Origin of the sequence: Pseudomonas sp. IT-P258 (genome assembly GCF_949767825.1) — a bacterium.
Lineage (GTDB): Bacteria > Pseudomonadota > Gammaproteobacteria > Pseudomonadales > Pseudomonadaceae > Aquipseudomonas > Aquipseudomonas monachiensis.
On sequence record NZ_CATKPU010000016.1, the window covers coordinates 39,175 to 58,405 of the forward strand.

Consider the following 19,231-nt stretch of genomic DNA (forward strand, 5'->3'; position numbering starts at 1 on the left):
AGGCCTGGAGCAATGCTCCGGGCCTTTTTCATTTGGCCAGCGCGTGCTCGGCCCGCACCGAATTCATGAACGCCTGCATCGCCGAAGACTGAATGCGATGACGTCGGGTGATCAGCCCGAAGGGGGGCAACCGTGCCTCGAACTTGATCGGCAGCACCGCGAGCAAGTCGCGGCCGGGGTAATCCTCGACCACCGACAGCGGCGTGACGCCGAGCATATCGGTCTGCTGAATCAATGACAGCAAGGTCATGATCGAGGTGGTTTCGACGATGCTGCTCGGGATATCGACCCGCGCGTTGTGGAACACCTGATTGATGATCGCGCGCATCGGACTGGGCTGCTGTTGCAGCACCCAGGTCATGTGCTGTAATTCGGCCCAACTCAGTTGCGTGGCCTTCGCCAATGGATTCTGTGCTCCGCAAATCACGCACAGCGCTTCCTCTCCAAGGCTGTCAAACAGCAATTCTTCGGCCCGGGCACCGGCCGGAATCCGCCCCAGCACGATATCCAGCTGATCTTGCAACAGCGCCTGCACCAGCACGTCGCTGGTGTCGACCTGAATGCTCATCGACAAGCGCGGATGGCTTTGTTTCAAGGTGGCGATGGTGCGGGTCAGCAGACCCGAGGCCAGCGCTGGAATGGCGCCGACCGCCACCCGGCCAAGGTTACCGGATTCGAGGGCGACCAGTTCTTCGCGCATGCCGCTGAGTTCGGCGAACACCATGCGCGCGTAGTAGATGACCGTTTCCCCGAAGGGGGTAGAGCGCATGCCCCGGGGCAAACGCTCGAACAGCTCGACGCCCAACAGGTCCTCGGCCTCATGGAGCATTTTGGTCGCGGCCGGTTGAGTCATGCCGATGTGGTCGGCGGCACGGCGCAACGAGCCGAACTCCTGCAACGCCAGCATCAACCGCAGTTGGCGCAGGCGCAGTCGACTGTGGATCACATTGGCATCAGGAATTCGGGTCATGGGCCGTGCTCGCAAGAAGGACTGCGGCAAGCCTGACAACAAATGCCAGGTGTTGCCAGCATTGCAGTGTCACAGCACCGATTTTGCCTTGGCGACGTGGGATTTGCGCAGGCCCATCAGGGTTTGCAGCGCTTTGGAAATCAACGGCCAGAACAGCATCAGCAGCGCCGCCGTGGTCAGGCTGCCCACCAACGGATTGGACCAGAAAATCCCCAGGTGCCCGTCGGAGAACAGCATCGACTGGCGGAACGCATCTTCTGCCTTGTCCCCCAGCACCGCCGCCAGCACCAGCGGCGCGATCGGGTAGCCGAGTTTCTTGAACAGATAACCCAGCGCGCCGAAGCCCAGCATCAGCACCACGTCGAAGAACGAGTTGTGCACCGAGTAGGCACCGATGGCGCAGACCATGATGATGATCGGCGCGATGATCGAGAACGGAATGCGCAGGATCGAGGCGAACAGCGGCACGGTGGCCAGCACCACGATCAGGCTCACTACGTTACCCAGGTACATGCTGGCGATCAGGCCCCAGACAAAATCGTGTTGCTCGACGAACAGTGTCGGCCCCGGGTGCAGGCCCCAGATCATCAGGCCGCCGAGCATCACAGCGGCCGTGGCGGATCCGGGAATACCCAGGGTCAGCATCGGCAGCAGGGCACTGGTGCCGGCGGCGTGGTCGGCGGTTTCCGGGGCGATCACCCCTTCGATTTCGCCCTTGCCGAAGTTGTCGCGGTTCTTCGAGAAACGCCGGGCCAGGCTGTAGCTCATGAACGACGCGGCGGTCGGTCCGCCCGGAGTGATGCCCATCCAGCAACCGACAAGTGTGCTGCGCACGATGGTCCACCAATAGCGCGGCAATTTGGCCCAGGTGCGCAAAATCACCATCGGCGTGATCCGCGCATGTTCGCCCCGGAACACCAGGCCTTCCTCGACGGTGCAGAGAATTTCACCGATGCCGAACAGACCGATCACCGCCACTTCGAAGCTGATGCCGGTCATCAGGATCGGCTGGTCGAACGTCAGGCGCAGGTTGCCGGACACGGTGTCCATGCCGACGGCGGCCATGGCGAAACCGATCATCATCGCCACCACGGTTTTCAGCGGCGGGTTCTTGCTCATGCCGATGAAGGTACAGAACGCCAGCAGGTACACCGCGAAGAACTCCGGCGAACTGAAGGACATGGCGAACTCGGCAATCCGGGTCGACAGAAAGGTCAGCAACAGCACGCCGCACAGCGCGCCGATCAGGGCCGAGCTGAATGCGGCGGTCAGGGCTTCGGCGGCGCGGCCTTCGCGGGCCATCGGGTAACCGTCGAAGGTGGTCGCCACCGACGAGGGCTCACCGGGGATGTTGAACAGGATCGAGGTGATCGAGCCGCCGAACAGCGCGCCCCAATACATGCACGACAACAGGATGATCGCCGACACCGGCGACATGGTGAACGTCAGCGGCAGCAGCAACGCCACGCCATTGGGGGCACCGAGACCGGGCAGTACGCCGACCAGAATGCCCAGCAGCACGCCGATCACCATCAGGCCGATATGGCCCGGCGTGAGGATCAGGTTCATGCCTTGTAGCAGGGAATCGAACTCGCTCATTTGAAATTTCTCCCGGCCAGGGCAATCCAGTCGCCCATCGGGCCGGCATCCAGCGGCACCTTGAACCACAGCGCGAAAATCAGGTAACTGGCCAGCACCGCGCCCAGTGACACGCTGCCGATCATCCATTTGCCATAAGGCTTGGCGCGGACCTTGTCACGCCACATGAACCAGGCAATGAACGCCGCCGAAGCGAGGTAGATGCCGGTGAAGGGCATGGCAGCGACGAACAGCGCAATCGGCACGAACACCGACAGCACTTGCCTGAACGCGTCGCGACTGACGAAGGCCACTCTCAAGGCTTGCCAGCGCACCAGCGTCAGTACGCCATTGGCCAGGCTCGCAGCACTCAACAGCAGGCCGATGTAGAAGGGGAAGTAACCCGGTTCGGGGCCGGCATCGCCCCAGCCGATGCCTTGTTCGACACTGCCGAACATCACCACGGCGCCGATCAGTGTGGTGAACAGCGCCAAGCCGAGTTCGACCCAACGGGTGCCGACCAGCGTCGGTGAATCCGAAGAATGGGACATCAAACACCTCCAGCAGGTGACGGCCGCTCGTGGGCGAGCGGCCCTGGCAACTTCAGTTTTTCAGCCAGCCGGCTTCTTTGAACACCGGGGTGACGCGGGCGGTGTCTTTTTCGATGTAGGCGGTCAGCGGTTCGCCCTCGAGGAAGGTCGGCACCAGTGCGTTCTGTTTGACGTAGGCCTTGAACTCTGGCGTCTCGGTGACTTTGCGCATCAACTCCACATAGAACACCCGCTGTTCGGCGGAAATGTCGCCGGGCATGAACACGGTGCGCGGAAAGCGATACTGATCGATGCCCAGGCCCTGTTCATGACAGGTCGGCACGTCGGCCCAGGATTTGTCGCCGGCGACTTTTTCGGTGTAGCTCATGCGTTCCTTGCTGAACACACAGAGTGGCTCGACCTGATCGCCACGCCATTGGCTGATGCTTTCGCTGGGATTGTTGACGTTGGCGGCGATGTGTTTACCGGCCAGTTGGGTCGCGGCCTCGCTGCCGCTCTTGAACGGGATGTACACCAGTTTGCTGTTGTTGATCTGGTTGAGCAGCAGGGTCAGGGTCTGGTCGACGTCCTTGGACTGGCTACCGCCCATGCGCAGGTTCGACGGGTCAGCCTTGACCGCTTCGTAGAAACTTTTCGCGTCTTTCCACGGCGCGCCCTTGTAGCTCCAGAGAATGAAGTCGTCCTCGGCCACGGCGGCAATCGGGGTCAGTTCCTGCCATTGGTAGCCGAGCTTGGACACCAGGGGCAACAGGTAGATGTTGTTGGTGCCGATCACCAGTTTCTCGGCATCGCCCTTGTTCATTTTCATGTCGAGGAAGGCTTCGGCACCGTTGCCGCCGCCCTTATTCAGGACGATGGTATTCACGTCGAGCAGCTTGTGTGTAGTGATGATCGACTGGATCAGGCGACCGAGTTGGTCAGTGCCGCCACCGGGGCCACCGGCGACGACGATTTCGACGTTCTTGTCCGGTTGCCAGGCGTAAGCGAGAGCGGGAAGGGCGCTGGCGGCGATCAGGGTGCAACCGAGAAACAGACGGGAGGTGCGACGGACGAATGCATTTCGCATGATGGAAGAGCCTCGTTTTCATTTTCTTGTAATTGTTATGAACGGCTTGTCTGTGGGGTAAAGCCGCAAGCCTGGGCTGAGTGTGTGAAGGTGCGGGCACCGCGTCTAGTCAAAACAATACATACACCGATAGCCTGGGGTTATAGCGGGGAATGGGCAGAAATCTGTCCGTCGCCGAGAGCTTTGTTCCAGAGCGGTTTCCCAGGAAAACCCGGGAAGGGGGTATTCGTTGAAAGGTCGGTGAAAGTCATGCATGGCATAACCCGAGGCTATCGCCTGATTTCAAGATTTGATTAGACGGTTATCGCCGAGCCTTCGATAGTGCTCACAAACGTCGCCAGGAAGCGGCGCTGCTGTCTCCACAAAAATAATAAAAGAGGTACGCACCATGGCTCGTTCCAGTGCATCCCTGAACCTGGCCGGCGCAGATACCCCGCCCCAGGCCGCGGCACCCGCGCAGAGCTCAGCCGCCAAGGCCAGCAGCGTGCGTTGGCGGATATTCGCGATCATCTTCGCGCTGACCATGGTCAACCTGATCGACCGGGTATCGCTGTCCATTGCGATGCCGACCATCGCCCATGAATTCTCCCTGTCACCGAGCCTGCAAGGGCTGATCCTCAGCAGCTTCTTCTGGGCCTATGCGTTGTTGCAGATTCCCGGCGGCTGGCTGATCGATCGTTTTGGTCCTCACCGGGTCATCAGTTGGTCCACTGGCTTGTGGGGCACGTTCCAGGTGCTGGCGGCATTCGCCACCGGCGGCTTGTCATTGTTGTTTGCGCGGGTGGCGCTGGGGGCCGCCGAAGCACCGCTGTTCCCGTCGGGCGGCAAGCTGATTTCCCTGTGGCTGGCGCCGAGCGAGCGCAGTCGCGGTGCGGTATTGATGGACAGTGGCAGCCCGCTGGGTGTGGCCCTTGGCGGGTTGATCATTGCCTACCTGATTGCCTCGCTGGACTCCTGGCGCCTGGCGTTTGTGATTGCCGGTATTGCGACCCTGGTACTGGCCTGGCTGGCGCGGCGTTACCTGCGCGATGACCCGGCCAGCCATCCGCAGGTCAATGAAGGTGAGCTGGAGAAGATCAACGCCGGTCGCGCCACACCCGCTGCCGAAGCCGCGCGGGTACCGGTCAAAGGCCTGGGTATCGCAGCCCGCTCCCTGAGCGGTTTGCTGATCGGCCGGGCCAGTTGGGCGATGGTGTATTTTGGCCTGCTGACCTGGGGCCCGAGTTACCTGGCCCAGGCCCGTGGTTTTGATATCAAGGGCATTGGCGCGGCGACCTTCGTAATCTTCGTCTGCGGTGCGCTCGGTTCGTTGACCGGTGGTTTCCTCTGCGATGGCTTGATCCGCAAAGGCGTCAGCCGCGGTGTGGCGGTCAAGAGCCTGCTGGCGTTTTCCGGCCTGGTGGCTCTTGGCGCGTTCCTGTTGCTGCCGACCTTGAGCAATCCTTTTGCGGCGGTGGCGTTGTTGGCCATGACCGCATTTTTCCTGATGTGGGGCAGCCTCTACTGGAGCTTCCCGGCGCTGCTGGCGGCGCCGGCGCGGGTCGGCCTGATCGGCGGTGTGATGAACATGGCCGGCAGCACGGGCGGCATCGCGGTACCGATTCTGGTGGGGGTGATCCTGCAAGCGACCGGTGGCTTTGCCCCGGTGCTCGGGTTCTTCGCGGCGTGCTCGGCAGTCTTCGTGCTGGCGACCTTGTTCATCAGCCTGGATGAGGTGCGTCATGACTAATGCGCTGTGGAGTGGCCCGATCATCGACGCCCATCATCACTTCTGGGACCCGACTGTCAACGACCATCCGTGGCTCGCGCCTGAGGCCAATATCTCGTTTCGCTACGGTGATTACAGTGCCATCAAGCGCCGTTACTTTCCTGAGGATTACTTCGCCGATGCCGGCGAGCATCGTGTGGTGCAAACGGTGTACGTCGAGACCGAATGGAACCCCGAGGATCCGATTGGCGAAACCCGTTTCATCGAACGACTGGCCGCCCGCTACGGCGTGCCCAATGCGGTCGTGGCGCAAGCCTGGCTCGATCACCCGGACGCCATTGATGTCCTGGCCGAACAGGCGCGCTTCAAGCATGTGCGCAGCGTGCGCCACAAGCCCGGCGGGCCGGCCAAGCCGCAACAAGTGGGGCATATGCGCAGCCTGATGAGCGACGAAAACTGGCGCCGCAGTTACGCAGCGCTCGAAGGGCTGGGCCTGCATTTCGATTTGCAGACACCTTGGTGGAACCTGCATGAGGCTGAGCGCCTGGCCCGGGATTTTCCCGGTATAACGCTGATTCTCAACCACGCCGGCTTGCCCAACGACCGCAGTGCCGAAGGTCTGGCGGGCTGGCGTCTGGCGATGGCAAGACTGGCACAGTGGCCGAACGTCGTGGTGAAGATTTCCGGCCTGGGGCAGGGCGGCCAGCGCTGGCACGCCAAGGACAACGCCTGGATCGTGCGCGAAGTGATCGCGATGTTCGGCAGCCACCGGGCGATGTTCGCCAGCAATTTTCCCGTGGACAGCCTTTGCGGCTCGTTCGACGACATCTACAGCGGTTTCAAATCCATTGTCGCCGATCTGCCGACGGCCGATCAGGAGCGACTTTTCTACAGCAATGCGCAGCGAGTCTATCGCTGCGAACCTTGCGCCATCGACCCGGCGCAGCCTGAACCCTTGAGGAGTGAAGCATGAGCAAATCCACCATCGCGATGGTTCTTGGGGACCCGGCGGGCATCGGCCCTGAGCTGATCGCCCGCCTGCTGGGCGAGCCCGAAGTGCGCGGCCAGGCCAACGTGATCCTGATCGCCGACGAAGCGCAAATGCACCGTGGCATGCGCATCGCCGGCGTGGAGTTTCCCTATCGACGTGTCGAGGCGCTGGAGCATCTGGCCTTCGTCGATGACACGCCGCTGTTCTATGACTTTCGCGGCGACACCGTCGGCGAGTTTCCACGCAGCGAAGCCAGTGTGATCGGCGGTCGCTATAGCCTCGACACCCTGGAAAAAGCCCTGCGCCTGACCGAGGCCGGCACCACTGATGCGGTGCTGTTCGGCCCGTTGAACAAAACCTCGTTGCACATGGCCGGCATGGCCCATAGCGACGAGTTACACTGGTTCGCCGAGTTGCTGGAATTCCACGGGCCATTCTGCGAATTCAACGTGCTCGACAACCTTTGGACTTCACGGGTGACGTCCCACGTGGCCCTGGCCGATGTGCCGGGCCTGCTCACCCAGCAACGGGTGGTGGAAGCGATCCAACTGATCGACACCGCGCTCAAGTGCAACGGCCTGGAAAAGCCGCGGATCGGCGTATGCGGCTTGAATCCGCATAACGGCGACAACGGCTCGTTCGGTCGCGAGGAACTGGACATCATCGGCCCGGCGGTACGCTCGGCCCAGGCACTGGGGATCGCGGCGGATGGACCCTATCCGGCCGATACGATTTTCCTCAAGGTCCAGGGCGATGCCAGTGCCTTCGACGCGGTGGTGACCATGTACCACGACCAGGGCCAGATCGCGATCAAGCTGATGGGCTTCTCCCGTGGGGTGACGGTGCAGGGTGGGTTGCCGATCCCGATCACCACCCCGGCCCATGGCACTGCATTTGATATCGCGGGGCAGGGCAAGGCCAACGTCGGCGCGATCCGGCAGGCGTTCGAGATTGCCTGCCGGATGGGGCGTAATCGCCACTGATCCCGGATTTCCAAAACGACAAAAATCCCCTGTGGGAGCGGACTTGCTCGCGAATGCGGTGGGTCAGACGACCTCTACGTCGACTGACACTCCCTCTTCGCGAGCAAGCCCGCTCCCACATTTGCTTTGTGGTGTGGCTGATAACCCGATCCGCCCACTTACTCGGTTTCGCTATCACTCCAGGTTATCGCCGGATACGCATAAGTGATTATCCGCAGCCCCCGGGCGCTGGCTAAAGTCGGCCCATCGAATGCCGTAGCCCACCCAACAGGAGGCTCTGCGCACACGACCAACAATGACAAGAAGGCCGGTAGCCCAAGGAACAGTATTCATGAAAATCAAAGCGATCCGTACCCGCGTTTTCGAGTGGAAAGGCAAAGTCGTGCCACCCCAGGCGCACTTCTGCACCAACGCCAGCGACATCCTGTTCGAGCGCGGCGACGCCATGGGCTCGTTCCGTTTCCACGGTTGGCTGGTGGTAGAAGTCGAGACCGATACCGGCCTCGTCGGCATCGGTAACTGCGCCTTGGCACCACGTGTGGCCAAGGAAATTATCGACACCTACCTGGCACCAATCGCCATTGGCGAAGACCCGTTCGACAACGAATACATCTGGCAGAAAATGTACCGCCAGAGCCACGCCTGGGGCCGCAAAGGCATCGGCATGGCGGCGATCTCGGCGATCGACATCGCCATCTGGGACATCATGGGCAAAGCGGTTAACAAACCGGTGTTCAAGTTGCTGGGCGGGCGCACCAAGGAAAAGATCTGGACCTACGCGTCCAAGCTCTACGCCAACGACAACCTCGACCTGTTCCTCGAAGAGGCCCAAGGTTATCTGAGCCAAGGTTTCACCGCGCTGAAAATGCGCTTCGGCTACGGCCCGAAAGACGGGCCGGCGGGCATGCGCCGCAACATCGAACAAGTGCGCGCCCTGCGTGAGCTGGCCGGCCCGGACGTCGACATCATGCTCGAATGCTACATGGGCTGGACTCTGGAATATGCCCGGCGCATGTTGCCGAAACTGGCCGAATTCGAACCGCGCTGGCTCGAAGAGCCGGTGATCGCCGACGACATCGAAGGATACATCGAGCTGAAGAAGATGGGGATCATGCCGATCTCCGGCGGCGAGCACGAGTTCACCTCCTACGGCTTCAAAGACCTGCTGGAACGCCGCGCCGTCGACGTGATCCAGTACGACACCAACCGCGTCGGCGGTATCACCGCCGCGCGCAAGATCAACGCCATGGCCGAAGCCTGGTCTGTGCCGGTCATCCCCCACGCCGGGCAGATGCACAACTACCACCTGACCATGTCCACCACCGCCTCACCGATGGCCGAGTTCTTCCCTGTGTTCGACGTCGAAGTCGGCAACGAACTCTTTTACTACGTGTTCAAGGGCGAGCCGCAACCGGTCAATGGCTATATCCAGCTCGACGACAACAAGCCGGGCCTGGGCCTGGAAATCTCCGATGAGTACCTGAGCGATTTCAACATCATCGAATGACCTTCAAGCGCCGCTTTCGGGCGGCGTTCGGTTGACTGATCGGAGACACAACATGCACCTGATTCAATTTGAAAACACTGACGGCGAGCGTCAGGTCGGCCTGGTCGCCGGGGCGCAGATTCTGGTGGTGCGCGATACCCGCAGCACCCGTGAACTGGCGCTGGCGGCGATTCGTGCGCAACGCAATCTGCAAGAAGAAGTCGCCTTGCGCGGCACCGAACCGGGACCGGATTACTCGACGCTGTTGCAGCAGGGCAAAGTACTGCCGCCGCTGGATCACGAAGACCCGGCCCATTGCCTGATCAGCGGCACCGGCCTGACTCATCTGGGCAGCGCGTCGGCGCGGGACAAAATGCACCAGCATGACGGTGAAGTCGAAGCCGGCATGACCGACACCATGCGCATATTCAAATGGGGCCTTGAAGGTGGCAAGCCAGCGGCGGGGCTGGTCGGCGCGCAACCGGAATGGTTCTACAAGGGCGACGGCAGCATCGTCGTGCGCCCCGGTGCGGACTTCCCGGTGCCGCCGTTTGCCGAGGACGCCGGTGAAGAACCGGAGCTGACCGGTCTCTATGTAATCGGCGACGACGGCCAGCCCTACCGTGTCGGTTTTGCGCTGGGCAACGAGTTCTCCGACCACATCATGGAACGGCGCAACTACTTGTACCTCGCCCATTCGAAACTGCGCAGTTGCTCCTATGGCCCGGAGTTGCGTGTCGGTGAATTGCCCAGGCACCTGGTCGGCACCAGCCGCATCAGGCGCAATGGTGAAACCCTCTGGGAGAAAGAGTTTCTCAGCGGCGAACACAACATGTGCCACAGCCTGGCCAACCTCGAATTCCACCACTTCAAATACGCGCAGTTTTTGCGTCCCGGCGATATCCATGTGCACTACTTCGGCACCGCCACGCTGTCGTTTGCCGACGGTGTGAAAACCCAACCGGGGGATCGCTTCCAGATCAGTCTCGATGAGTTCGGTGCGCCGTTGGACAACGGCATCGGTGAGAGCGCCCAGCCACTGGGCATCGGTCAGGTGCGTACGCTTTAAGCCTTCAATCTCCGGCGTTGCTGGCCGGTCAAGGACCCCCCAATGACATTGCCACTTGGACACAACTACATCGGCGGTCGCCGTAGCGCCAACGGCACGCTGCAGCTGCAAAGCCTCGACGCCAGCACTGGCGAGCCGTTGCCCCAAACCTTCTTCCAGGCCAGTGAAGCCGAGGTGGATGCCGCCGCGAAAGCGGCAGCAGCGGCATATCCGATCTACCGCAATCTGAGTGCGGAAAAACGTGCGCGGTTCCTCGATGCCATTGCCGATGAAATCGACGGGCTGGGCGATGAGTTCGTCGCCACCGTGTGTCGCGAAACCGCGTTGCCGGCCGGGCGTATTCAAGGTGAACGGGGGCGCACCAGCGGCCAGTTGCGCCTGTTCGCCAAGGTGCTGCGTCGCGGCGACTTTTACGGTGCGCGCATCGACCGTGCATTACCGGATCGTCAGCCATTGCCGCGTCCGGATCTGCGTCAGTACTGCATCGCCCTCGGACCGGTCGCGGTGTTCGGCGCCAGCAACTTTCCGCTGGCGTTCTCCACCGCCGGCGGTGATACAGCCTCGGCACTGGCCGCCGGTTGTCCGGTGGTATTCAAGGCCCACAGCGGGCACATGGCGACCGCCGGGTGGGTGGCTGACGCGATCATCCGTGCCGCCGAACGCACGGAAATGCCGGCCGGAGTGTTCAACATGATTTATGGCGGTGGCGTCGGTGAGTGGCTGGTCAAGCATCCGGCGATTCAGGCGGTGGGCTTCACCGGTTCGCTCAAGGGTGGCAATGCCCTGAGTCACATGGCGGCGACCCGGCCGCAGCCGATCCCGGTGTTCGCCGAAATGTCGAGCATCAACCCGGTGTTCCTGCTGCCCGAAGCCCTCAAGGTACGCGGCGAGCAGATCGCGGCACAACTGGCCGGTTCGGTGACCCTGGGCTGTGGGCAGTTCTGCACCAATCCGGGGTTGGTCGTCGCTGTGCGCTCGCCGCAGTTCAGCGCTTTTCTTGAGACATTCTGCGCCCACATGAACCAGCAACCGGCGCAAACCATGCTTAACGCCAGTGCGCTGGCCAGCTACAGCCGAGGCCTTGGCGAACTGCACGAGCATCCGGGCCTGAGCCATCTGGCGGGCCGTCCGCAACAGGGCAATCAGGCGCAGCCACAGGTGTTCAAGGCCGATGTCAGCCTGTTGCTCAAGGGTGATGAGTTGCTGCAGGAGGAAGTGTTCGGGCCAACCACCATCGTCATCGAGGTCGAGGACCGGGCGCAGTTGTCGGCGGCGTTGCAGGGGCTGCGCGGGCAACTGACGGCGACGCTGATTGGCGAGGCGGATGAATTGCTGGAGTACCGCTGGCTGGCTGAATTGCTGCAAGAGAAGGTCGGTCGGATCTTGCTCAACGGCTATCCGACCGGGGTCGAAGTCTGCGAGGCCATGGTGCATGGCGGGCCGTACCCGGCGACATCTGACTCGCGGGGCACGTCCGTCGGCACCTTGGCGATCGATCGCTTCCTGCGGCCGGTGTGCTTCCAGAATTACCCGGATGCGCTGTTGCCCGAGGCGTTGCAGAACGGCAATCCGCTGGGGATTCGGCGGTTGTTGGATGGGGAGGTCAGTGATCCAGCCTTGTAGTGCCTGAGCGGACGCCTTCGCGAGCAAGCCCGCTCCCACAGGGTTCGATGTCGCGTACAAATTTTCTGTACGACATCAAATACTGTGGGAGCGAGCTTGCCCGCGAAGGCGTCATCCACAACGCAACACTTCTACCGGTCAGCCACCAAGCCCGGTTTCACGACAGCCGGCTTCAACACCAGCCACAACGCCAGCGCAATCAACAACCCGCCATAGATATGCGCCAACGACAGCGGCTCATCGAGAAACAGCGCCCCCCACAACACGCCGAATAGCGGGATCAAAAAGGTCGTAGTCATCGATTTCACCGGACCAATCGAGCTCAGGAGCCGGAAGTAAATAATGTACGCAAACGCCGTGCATCCCAGACCCAACCCCAGCAACGAGAGCCAGACACTCCAGCCGCCCCAGCTTGCGGGTGGCTGGCTGATCACGCTGTAGCCGAACAGCGGCAGCAGGAACAACGTCGCTCCGAGCATACTGCCCAGTGCCGACAAACGGCTGTCCAGACCACCGGCCTGATCGAGCCAGCGGCGGGCCAGAAACCCCGCAAATCCGTAGCAGGTGGTCGCAAGCAGGCAGGCGACGGCACCCATCAGCAGTTCCATATCGAACGCCACCGGCCCGGCACGGGTCAGCACGCCCACGCCGAACAGCCCCAGAAACACGCCGCCAAGTTTGGCGCCAGTGAGCCTTTCATGGAAAAACAGGCCGCCGATCAGCACGCCCATCAAGGGTGTCGTGGCATTGAAGATCGACGAGTAACCGGCCGGCAGCACCTGCGCGGCCACCGAATAGAGCGTCGCCGGAATCCCGGAGTTGATCACCCCGAGCAGCATCACGGTCTTGAGTTTGCCCTTGAAATCCCAACTGATGCGCATCAGCCCAAGAATCACCAGCAGTCCGGCAGCGGCTATCGATACTCGGAAAAAAGCGGTAGGAATGCTGCCAATCACCGGGGCGATGATGCGCATGAACAGAAAACTCGCACCCCAAATGGCCGCCAGGGACAGTAAACGGAAAATATCGACGGGGTTCACAGCGAGGTCCTTCCTTGGGGGAGGGGCGAAAGTGTTGCTGAGTGTGTGATCGATGGCAACCGAAAACCGGGCATTTAATTCGGCTGGAAAATTACGCTTCTCCTGCACCCGGTTCACTGGCTAAGCTCAAGCCTCCCGAATTCCCGCAGAGGTCTCACCATGCCGCAGCAATGGCCAGCCGCCGACATCGCCCGCTTGATACTCGATGGCTTCGACGATTACCGCGAGCATTTTCGCCAGATCACCGACGGCGCCCGGGCCCGCTTCGAACAGGCCAGGTGGCAGGAAACGCAGACGGCGTCGGCGGCACGGATCAATCTGTACGAAGACAAGGTCGGTGAAACGGTGGAGCGACTGCGCACCGCGTTTGACGCCGACACCCTGGACGTCAGCTGCTGGCCGCTGGTCAAAAACGCCTACATCAGCCTGATCGACCTGCGTTTTGACGATGAACTGTCCGAGACCTGGTACAACTCGATCTTCTGCGGGCTGTTCAGCCATGACCTGATCAGCGACGGTTGCATGTTCATCCACACCACCCGGCCGAGCCTTCGCCGTGCCCGGGCCGCGCAAACCCGCACCTACAAGCCGCAAGGCCAATTGTCGGCGATGCTCGCCAGCATCTTCGCCGACTACCGCTTCAGCGAGGATTACGCCGACCTGGCCGGGGACCTGAAGCGCCTCGAAGCGCAACTGCGCGAAAATCTGCCGGACTGGGTGTGCAAAGACCCGGAGCTGAGTGTCGAGCTGTTTTCCTCGGTGCTGTACCGCAATAAAGGCGCGTACCTGGTGGGGCGCATCTACACCGCCGACGAGCAATGGCCGCTGGCAATTCCATTGCTGCACCTGGAGGGTCGCGGCATCCAGATCGATGCGCTGATCACCGATGAGGCGGACGTATCGATCATCTTCTCGTTCACCCGTTCGTATTTCATGGTGGATGTGCCGGTGCCTGCGGAGTTCATCGGCTTCCTGCGGCGTATTCTGCCGGGCAAGCACATTGCCGAGCTGTACACCTCGATTGGCTTCTACAAGCACGGCAAGTCGGAGTTCTATCGGGCGCTGATCAATCACCTGGCCAACACCGACGACCAGTTCATCATGGCCCCAGGCGTGCGCGGCATGGTCATGAGCGTGTTCACCCTGCCGGGTTTCAACACCGTGTTCAAAATCATCAAGGACCGTTTCTCGCCGTCGAAAAACGTCGACCGCGCCACGGTGATCGAAAAGTACCGCCTGGTGAAAAGCGTCGACCGCGTCGGGCGCATGGCCGATACCCAGGAATTCGCCGATTTCCGTTTTCCGCTGAGCAAGTTCGATCCGGCGTGCCTGGAGGAGCTGCTGGAAGTAGCGCCGTCCACGGTGTCGGTGGAAGACGATACGGTGCTGATCCGCCACTGCTGGACCGAGCGCCGCATGACCCCGCTGAACCTCTACCTGGAACACGCCAACGAGGCGCAGGTGCGCGAGGCCCTGGAAGACTACGGGCTGGCGATCAAGCAACTGGCGGCGGCCAACATCTTTCCCGGCGACATGCTGCTGAAGAACTTCGGTGTCACCCGTCACGGTCGGGTGGTGTTCTACGACTACGACGAGATCTGCTTCCTCACCGAGGCCAACTTCCGCCATATCCCGCAACCCCGCACCCCGGAAGATGAAATGGCTTCCGAACCCTGGTATTCGATCGGGCCGCTGGATGTGTTCCCGGAGGAGTTTCCGCCGTTCCTGTTTGCCGATTTCGGGCAACGCAAGTTGTTCGATCAACTGCATGGCGAGCTGTACAACGCCGATTACTGGAAGAGCCTGCAGGAAGCGATTCGGGCGGGGAAGGTGATTGATGTGTTTCCGTATCGGCGTAAAGGCCTCGATAACGAGTAGGAGCTGCCGCAGGCTGCGATCTTTTGATTTTGTTTTTCAGACGCGTCGACAAGATCAAAAGATCGCAGCCTTCGGCAGCTCCTACAGGGGAACCAGCCAATCCATGCCAAATCTGCGACAATCCGCACCCTGCGCCACTAGACGACTGAATTGCGTACCCGATGACCGACGAATCGCCCTCCATCGACAAACTGCTGAAAAACCTCGATCACGCCATGCTCGCCGACCGCCACCGGCTGCGGCGGCAGTTGCTTGAGCTGCGCAAGAAACCCGACGAGGCCAAACTGGGCCAGTGGGTGACGCGGATGCAGGCGTCCTGCGAGCAGGTGTTGGCGCGCAAGGCCAGCCTGCCGGTGATTCGTTACGACGACAGCCTGCCGATCGCCGCCAAGCGCGACGAAATCAAGAAGGCGCTGGAACAACACCAGGTGCTGATCATTGCCGGTGAGACCGGCTCGGGTAAAACCACTCAGTTGCCTAAGATTTGCCTGGAAATCGGTCGCGGCCAGCATGGCCTGATCGGCCACACCCAGCCTCGACGGATCGCTGCGCGCAGCGTCGCCAGCCGTGTCGCCGAAGAACTCGGCACGCCGCTGGGCGCGCTGGTCGGTTATCAGGTGCGCTTCGAGGATCAGAGCGATTCCAGCACCCTGATCAAGCTGATGACCGATGGCATCCTGCTGGCGGAAACCCAGAACGACCGCTATCTGGAACGCTACGACACGATCATCGTCGACGAAGCCCACGAACGCAGCCTCAACATCGACTTCCTGCTCGGTTACCTGAAAACCCTGCTGCCGCGTCGTCCCGACCTGAAGGTCATCATCACTTCGGCGACCATCGACCTGGAGCGTTTCTCCAAGCACTTCGATGACGCGCCGATTGTCGAGGTGTCCGGCCGCACCTACCCGGTGGACACCTGGTATCGCCCGCTGACGCTTGAGCAGGACGAAGAGGGCAACCGCGTCGAGGACGACCTGACGGTGGATCAGGCGATCCTCGCCACCCTCGACGAAATCGCCGCTTATGAGCGCAGTGAACGCCGCAGTCCCGGTGACGTGTTGGTGTTCCTGCCTGGCGAGCGCGAGATTCGCGACGCCGCCGACATGCTGCGCAAGGCCCAGCTCAAGCACACCGAAATCCTGCCGTTGTACGCGCGGCTGTCGCCGGCCGAGCAGCAGCGGATTTTCCAGTCGCACCCGGGCCGTCGCGTGGTGCTGGCAACCAACGTCGCGGAAACCTCGCTGACCGTGCCGGGCATACGTTATGTGATCGACAGTGGCACCGCGCGCATCAGCCGCTACAGCTACCGGGCCAAGGTCCAGCGCCTGCCGATCGAAGCCATTTCCCAGGCCAGCGCCAACCAGCGTAAAGGCCGATGCGGACGGGTCGAGCCGGGCATTTGCGTGCGCCTGTACAGCGAAGAGGACTTCCTCGGTCGCCCGGAATTTACCGATCCTGAGATCCTGCGCACCAACCTTGCGGCGGTTATTTTGCAGATGCTGCACCTGCGCCTCGGCGAGGTCAGCGAGTTCCCGTTCATCGAGCCGCCGGATGGCAAGGCCATCAGCGACGGTTACAACCTGCTGCAAGAACTCTCGGCAGTGGACCGCAACAGCCAGTTGACCCCGCTCGGTCGGCAACTGGCGCGCCTGCCGGTGGACCCGCGCATGGGCCGCATGCTGCTCGAAGCGGCGAAGCTCGGCAGCTTGCAGGAAGTGCTGATCGTCGCCAGCGCCATGTCGATCCAGGACCCGCGCGAGCGTCCGCCGGAGCGTCAGCAAGCAGCGGATCAGGCCCACGCCCAGTGGAAAGACGCCGACTCGGATTTCGCCGGGCTGGTCAATCTGTGGCGCGGTTTCGAAGAGCAGCGCCAGGCGCTGACTGCCAGTCCGCTGCGTAACTGGTGCCGCAAGAATTTCCTCAATTACCTGCGCCTGCGCGAGTGGCGTGACTCCCATCGCCAATTGAGCCTGATCTGCCGCGACATGCAGTTGAGCCTCAATAAAGAGCCGGCGGACTATCCGAAACTGCACAAGGCGGTGCTGGTGGGGTTGCTCAGCCAGATCGGGCAGAAAACCGAAGACGGCGATTACCTTGGCGCCCGTCAGCGGCGCTTCTGGATTCATCCGTCCTCGGGCATCGGCAAGAAGCGCCCGCAGTGGCTGATGACGGCCGAACTGGTGGAAACCACCAAGCTATATGCGCGTATGGTCGCCAAGATCGACGCCGACTGGATCGAGCCGCTGGCCGGTCACCTGATCAAGAAAAACCACTTCGAACCCCACTGGGAGAAGAAGCGCGGTCAGGTCGTAGCGTTCGAGCAGATCACCCTGTTCGGCTTGATCGTGGTCGGGCGCCGGCCGGTGCATTACGGCCCGGTCGACCCGGTGGTGTCCCGCGAGTTGTTCATCCGCGAAGCGCTGGTGCGCGGTGAAATCCAGTCCAGGGCCAAGTGCCTGACGGCCAACAAGCAATTGCTGGAACAGCTCGACGAACTGGAAGCCAAGGCCCGCCGTCGCGACATCCTCGCCGACGAAGAAACCCTGTACGCCTTCTACGACGCGCGGCTGCCGGCGGAGATCCACCAGACCGCGACCTTCGACAGCTGGTATCGGATCAACAGCCAGAAAGACCCGCAGCTGCTGATCATGCGTGAAGAAGACGTGCTGGCCCGTGAAGCCAGTGAAGTCACTGCCCAGCACTACCCGGATACGCTGCACATCGGCGATCTGGAATTGGCCCTCAGCTACCACTTCGAACCGAATCACCCGCGCGACGGCGTGACCCTGCGCGTGCCGGCACCGTTGTTGCCGATGCTGCCGCCGGAACGCCTGGAATGGCTGGTGCCGGGTGTCATCGAGGCCAAGTGCATTGCCCTGGTGCGCAACCTGCCGAAGGCACTGCGCAAGAATTTCGTGCCAGTGCCAGACTTCGTCAAGGCGGCCTTGCAGCGCATGACCTTTGCCGAGGGTTCTCTGCCCCAGGCCCTGGGTCGCGAACTGCTGCGCATGACCGGTGCCCGCGTCAGCGATGAAGCCTGGGCCGAGGCGACACAGCAGGTCGAAAGCCATCTGCGGATGAACCTGGAAATCGTCGATGCCCAGGGCAAGTTCCTCGGTGAAGGTCGCGATCTGGCTGAACTGACTGCGCGTTTCGCCGAGGCCAGTCAAGCCGCTTTGGCCGTGCCGCAAACCGCGAAGAGCCAGCAGCCGGTGGAGCCGAAAGTGTTCGCCGCCGTGGCCGAGAAAACCCAGCAGAAGATCGCCGGGCTGTCGATGACGGTCTACCCGGCGCTGGTGGAAGAGGGCGGGACGGTCAAGGAAGGGCGTTTCTCGACCCCGGCCGAGGCCGAGTTCCAGCATCGCCGTGCCTTGCAACGCTTGCTGATGCAGCAACTGGCCGAACCTGCCAGGTTCCTGCGTGGCAAGTTGCCTGGCCTGACCGAACTTGGCCTGCTGTACCGCGACATGGGCCGCGTCGATGCGCTGGTGGAAGACATTCTGCTGGCCAGTCTCGACAGCTGCATTCTTGAGGGCGAAGACCCGCTGCCCCGTGATGGCGCCGGTCTGGCGTCCCTGGCTGAGCGCAAGCGTGGCGTCTGGACCGAGCACGCCGAGCGTGTGGCGAAGCTGACCCTGGAAATCCTCAAGCTCTGGCATGGCCTGCAAAAACGCTTCAAGGGCAAGATCGACCTGGCGCAAGCCGTGGCCCTGAACGACATCAAGCAGCAACTTAGCCACCTGGTGTATCCGGGGTTTGTCCGGGAAACGCCGATGCAGTGGCTCAAGGAATTGCCGCGTTACCTCAAGGCGATCGAGCAGCGCTTTGAAAAAATCGCTGCCCAGGTGCAGCGCGATCGGGTGTGGAGCGGTGAGTTGAGCGGGCTGTGGACGCAATACCAGACCCGCGCCAACAAACACGCCCAGGAAGGCAAGCGCGACCCGCAGTTGGAGTTGTATCGCTGGTGGCTGGAGGAATATCGGGTTTCGTTGTTCGCCCAGCAATTGGGGACCAAGGTGCCGATCTCCGACAAGCGATTGAACAAGCAGTGGTCGCAAGTCGAACCCTGAACCCGACTACTTCGCGACTCCTATGATCCACTGTAGGAGCTGCCGAAGGCTGCGATCTTTTGATTTTTAAAACCTAGATCAACAGATCGCAGCCTTCGGCAGCTCCTACAGAGATTGTGTGGTATCGGCTTTGGTGCGTCATCCAGCAAAAAGGGGCCAAACCCCTAGGTTTATGGCAAACTTCGCGCCTATAAACGCCGGCCCCGCGGTTTTGA

The 19,231-nt window shown here is 61.7% G+C and carries 13 protein-coding genes; 8 read left to right on the forward strand and 5 right to left on the reverse strand.

From position 1 onward, the window contains the following. Nucleotides 1-28: 28 nt before the first annotated feature. The 4 genes from ACM6G4_RS05535 to ACM6G4_RS05550 form a co-directional block, all read right to left on the reverse strand. Nucleotides 29-970, reverse strand: a complete 942-nt coding sequence (locus tag ACM6G4_RS05535; protein WP_414913218.1) for a LysR family transcriptional regulator — start codon at nt 968-970, stop codon at nt 29-31. Between the two features lie 69 nt (nt 971-1,039). After that, entirely contained in the window at nt 1,040-2,569 is a 1,530-nt protein-coding gene (locus ACM6G4_RS05540; RefSeq protein WP_414913219.1) for a tripartite tricarboxylate transporter permease, read from the reverse strand. Then, nucleotides 2,566-3,099, reverse strand: coding sequence for a tripartite tricarboxylate transporter TctB family protein (locus tag ACM6G4_RS05545; RefSeq protein WP_414913220.1), 534 nt, complete (start codon nt 3,097-3,099; stop codon nt 2,566-2,568). Before ACM6G4_RS05545 ends, ACM6G4_RS05540 begins: the two co-directional genes overlap by 4 nt. 52 nt (nt 3,100-3,151) lie before the next feature. Next, entirely contained in the window at nt 3,152-4,165 is a 1,014-nt protein-coding gene (locus tag ACM6G4_RS05550; RefSeq protein ID WP_414913221.1) for a Bug family tripartite tricarboxylate transporter substrate binding protein, read from the reverse strand. Between the two features lie 388 nt (nt 4,166-4,553). Here ACM6G4_RS05550 and ACM6G4_RS05555 point away from each other — a divergent pair, with 388 nt between their 5' ends. From ACM6G4_RS05555 to ACM6G4_RS05580, 6 genes are all read left to right on the forward strand, one after another. Beyond that, complete coding sequence (locus tag ACM6G4_RS05555) at nt 4,554-5,894, forward strand: MFS transporter (protein WP_414913222.1); 1,341 nt, start codon at nt 4,554-4,556, stop codon at nt 5,892-5,894. Beyond that, complete coding sequence (locus ACM6G4_RS05560) at nt 5,887-6,846, forward strand: amidohydrolase family protein (protein WP_414913223.1); 960 nt, start codon at nt 5,887-5,889, stop codon at nt 6,844-6,846. Before ACM6G4_RS05555 ends, ACM6G4_RS05560 begins: the two co-directional genes overlap by 8 nt. Further along, nucleotides 6,843-7,847: a 4-hydroxythreonine-4-phosphate dehydrogenase PdxA gene (locus ACM6G4_RS05565; protein WP_414913224.1), complete on the forward strand. Its 1,005-nt coding sequence runs from the start codon at nt 6,843-6,845 to the stop codon at nt 7,845-7,847. The genes ACM6G4_RS05560 and ACM6G4_RS05565 overlap by 4 nt, the downstream gene beginning before the upstream one ends. Nucleotides 7,848-8,178: 331 nt before the next feature. After that, nucleotides 8,179-9,354: an L-rhamnonate dehydratase gene (locus ACM6G4_RS05570; RefSeq protein ID WP_015096352.1), complete on the forward strand. Its 1,176-nt coding sequence runs from the start codon at nt 8,179-8,181 to the stop codon at nt 9,352-9,354. 52 nt (nt 9,355-9,406) lie between these two features. Next, on the forward strand, nt 9,407-10,402 hold the full coding sequence (gene araD1, locus ACM6G4_RS05575; protein WP_414913225.1) for an AraD1 family protein: 996 nt from the start codon (nt 9,407-9,409) through the stop codon (nt 10,400-10,402). A 42-nt stretch (nt 10,403-10,444) separates the two neighbouring features. Next, nucleotides 10,445-12,025, forward strand: coding sequence for an aldehyde dehydrogenase (NADP(+)) (locus ACM6G4_RS05580; protein ID WP_414913226.1), 1,581 nt, complete (start codon nt 10,445-10,447; stop codon nt 12,023-12,025). 131 nt (nt 12,026-12,156) lie between these two features. On the opposite strand, the gene ACM6G4_RS05585 is transcribed toward ACM6G4_RS05580, so the two are convergent. Continuing rightward, nucleotides 12,157-13,065: a DMT family transporter gene (locus ACM6G4_RS05585; protein ID WP_414913227.1), complete on the reverse strand. Its 909-nt coding sequence runs from the start codon at nt 13,063-13,065 to the stop codon at nt 12,157-12,159. Nucleotides 13,066-13,224: 159 nt separating this feature from the next. On the opposite strand from ACM6G4_RS05585, the gene aceK reads away from it, so the two are divergent. Next, nucleotides 13,225-14,943: a bifunctional isocitrate dehydrogenase kinase/phosphatase gene (gene aceK, locus ACM6G4_RS05590; RefSeq protein ID WP_056721377.1), complete on the forward strand. Its 1,719-nt coding sequence runs from the start codon at nt 13,225-13,227 to the stop codon at nt 14,941-14,943. A 161-nt stretch (nt 14,944-15,104) separates the two neighbouring features. Further along, nucleotides 15,105-19,016: an ATP-dependent RNA helicase HrpA gene (gene hrpA, locus ACM6G4_RS05595; RefSeq protein WP_414913228.1), complete on the forward strand. Its 3,912-nt coding sequence runs from the start codon at nt 15,105-15,107 to the stop codon at nt 19,014-19,016. Nucleotides 19,017-19,231 lie beyond the last annotated feature (215 nt).

What these genes read in the sequence shown, in the direction of transcription:
- ACM6G4_RS05535 (WP_414913218.1), bottom strand. Translation starts at nt 970, where the DNA reads ATGACCCGAATTCCTGATGCCAATGTGATCCACAGTCGACTGCGCCTG.
- ACM6G4_RS05540 (WP_414913219.1), bottom strand. Translation starts at nt 2,569, where the DNA reads ATGAGCGAGTTCGATTCCCTGCTACAAGGCATGAACCTGATCCTCACG.
- ACM6G4_RS05545 (WP_414913220.1), bottom strand. Translation starts at nt 3,099, where the DNA reads ATGTCCCATTCTTCGGATTCACCGACGCTGGTCGGCACCCGTTGGGTC.
- ACM6G4_RS05550 (WP_414913221.1), bottom strand. Translation starts at nt 4,165, where the DNA reads ATGCGAAATGCATTCGTCCGTCGCACCTCCCGTCTGTTTCTCGGTTGC.
- ACM6G4_RS05555 (WP_414913222.1), top strand. Translation starts at nt 4,554, where the DNA reads ATGGCTCGTTCCAGTGCATCCCTGAACCTGGCCGGCGCAGATACCCCG.
- ACM6G4_RS05560 (WP_414913223.1), top strand. Translation starts at nt 5,887, where the DNA reads ATGACTAATGCGCTGTGGAGTGGCCCGATCATCGACGCCCATCATCAC.
- ACM6G4_RS05565 (WP_414913224.1), top strand. Translation starts at nt 6,843, where the DNA reads ATGAGCAAATCCACCATCGCGATGGTTCTTGGGGACCCGGCGGGCATC.
- ACM6G4_RS05570 (WP_015096352.1), top strand. Translation starts at nt 8,179, where the DNA reads ATGAAAATCAAAGCGATCCGTACCCGCGTTTTCGAGTGGAAAGGCAAA.
- araD1 (WP_414913225.1), top strand. Translation starts at nt 9,407, where the DNA reads ATGCACCTGATTCAATTTGAAAACACTGACGGCGAGCGTCAGGTCGGC.
- ACM6G4_RS05580 (WP_414913226.1), top strand. Translation starts at nt 10,445, where the DNA reads ATGACATTGCCACTTGGACACAACTACATCGGCGGTCGCCGTAGCGCC.
- aceK (WP_056721377.1), top strand. Translation starts at nt 13,225, where the DNA reads ATGCCGCAGCAATGGCCAGCCGCCGACATCGCCCGCTTGATACTCGAT.
- hrpA (WP_414913228.1), top strand. Translation starts at nt 15,105, where the DNA reads ATGACCGACGAATCGCCCTCCATCGACAAACTGCTGAAAAACCTCGAT.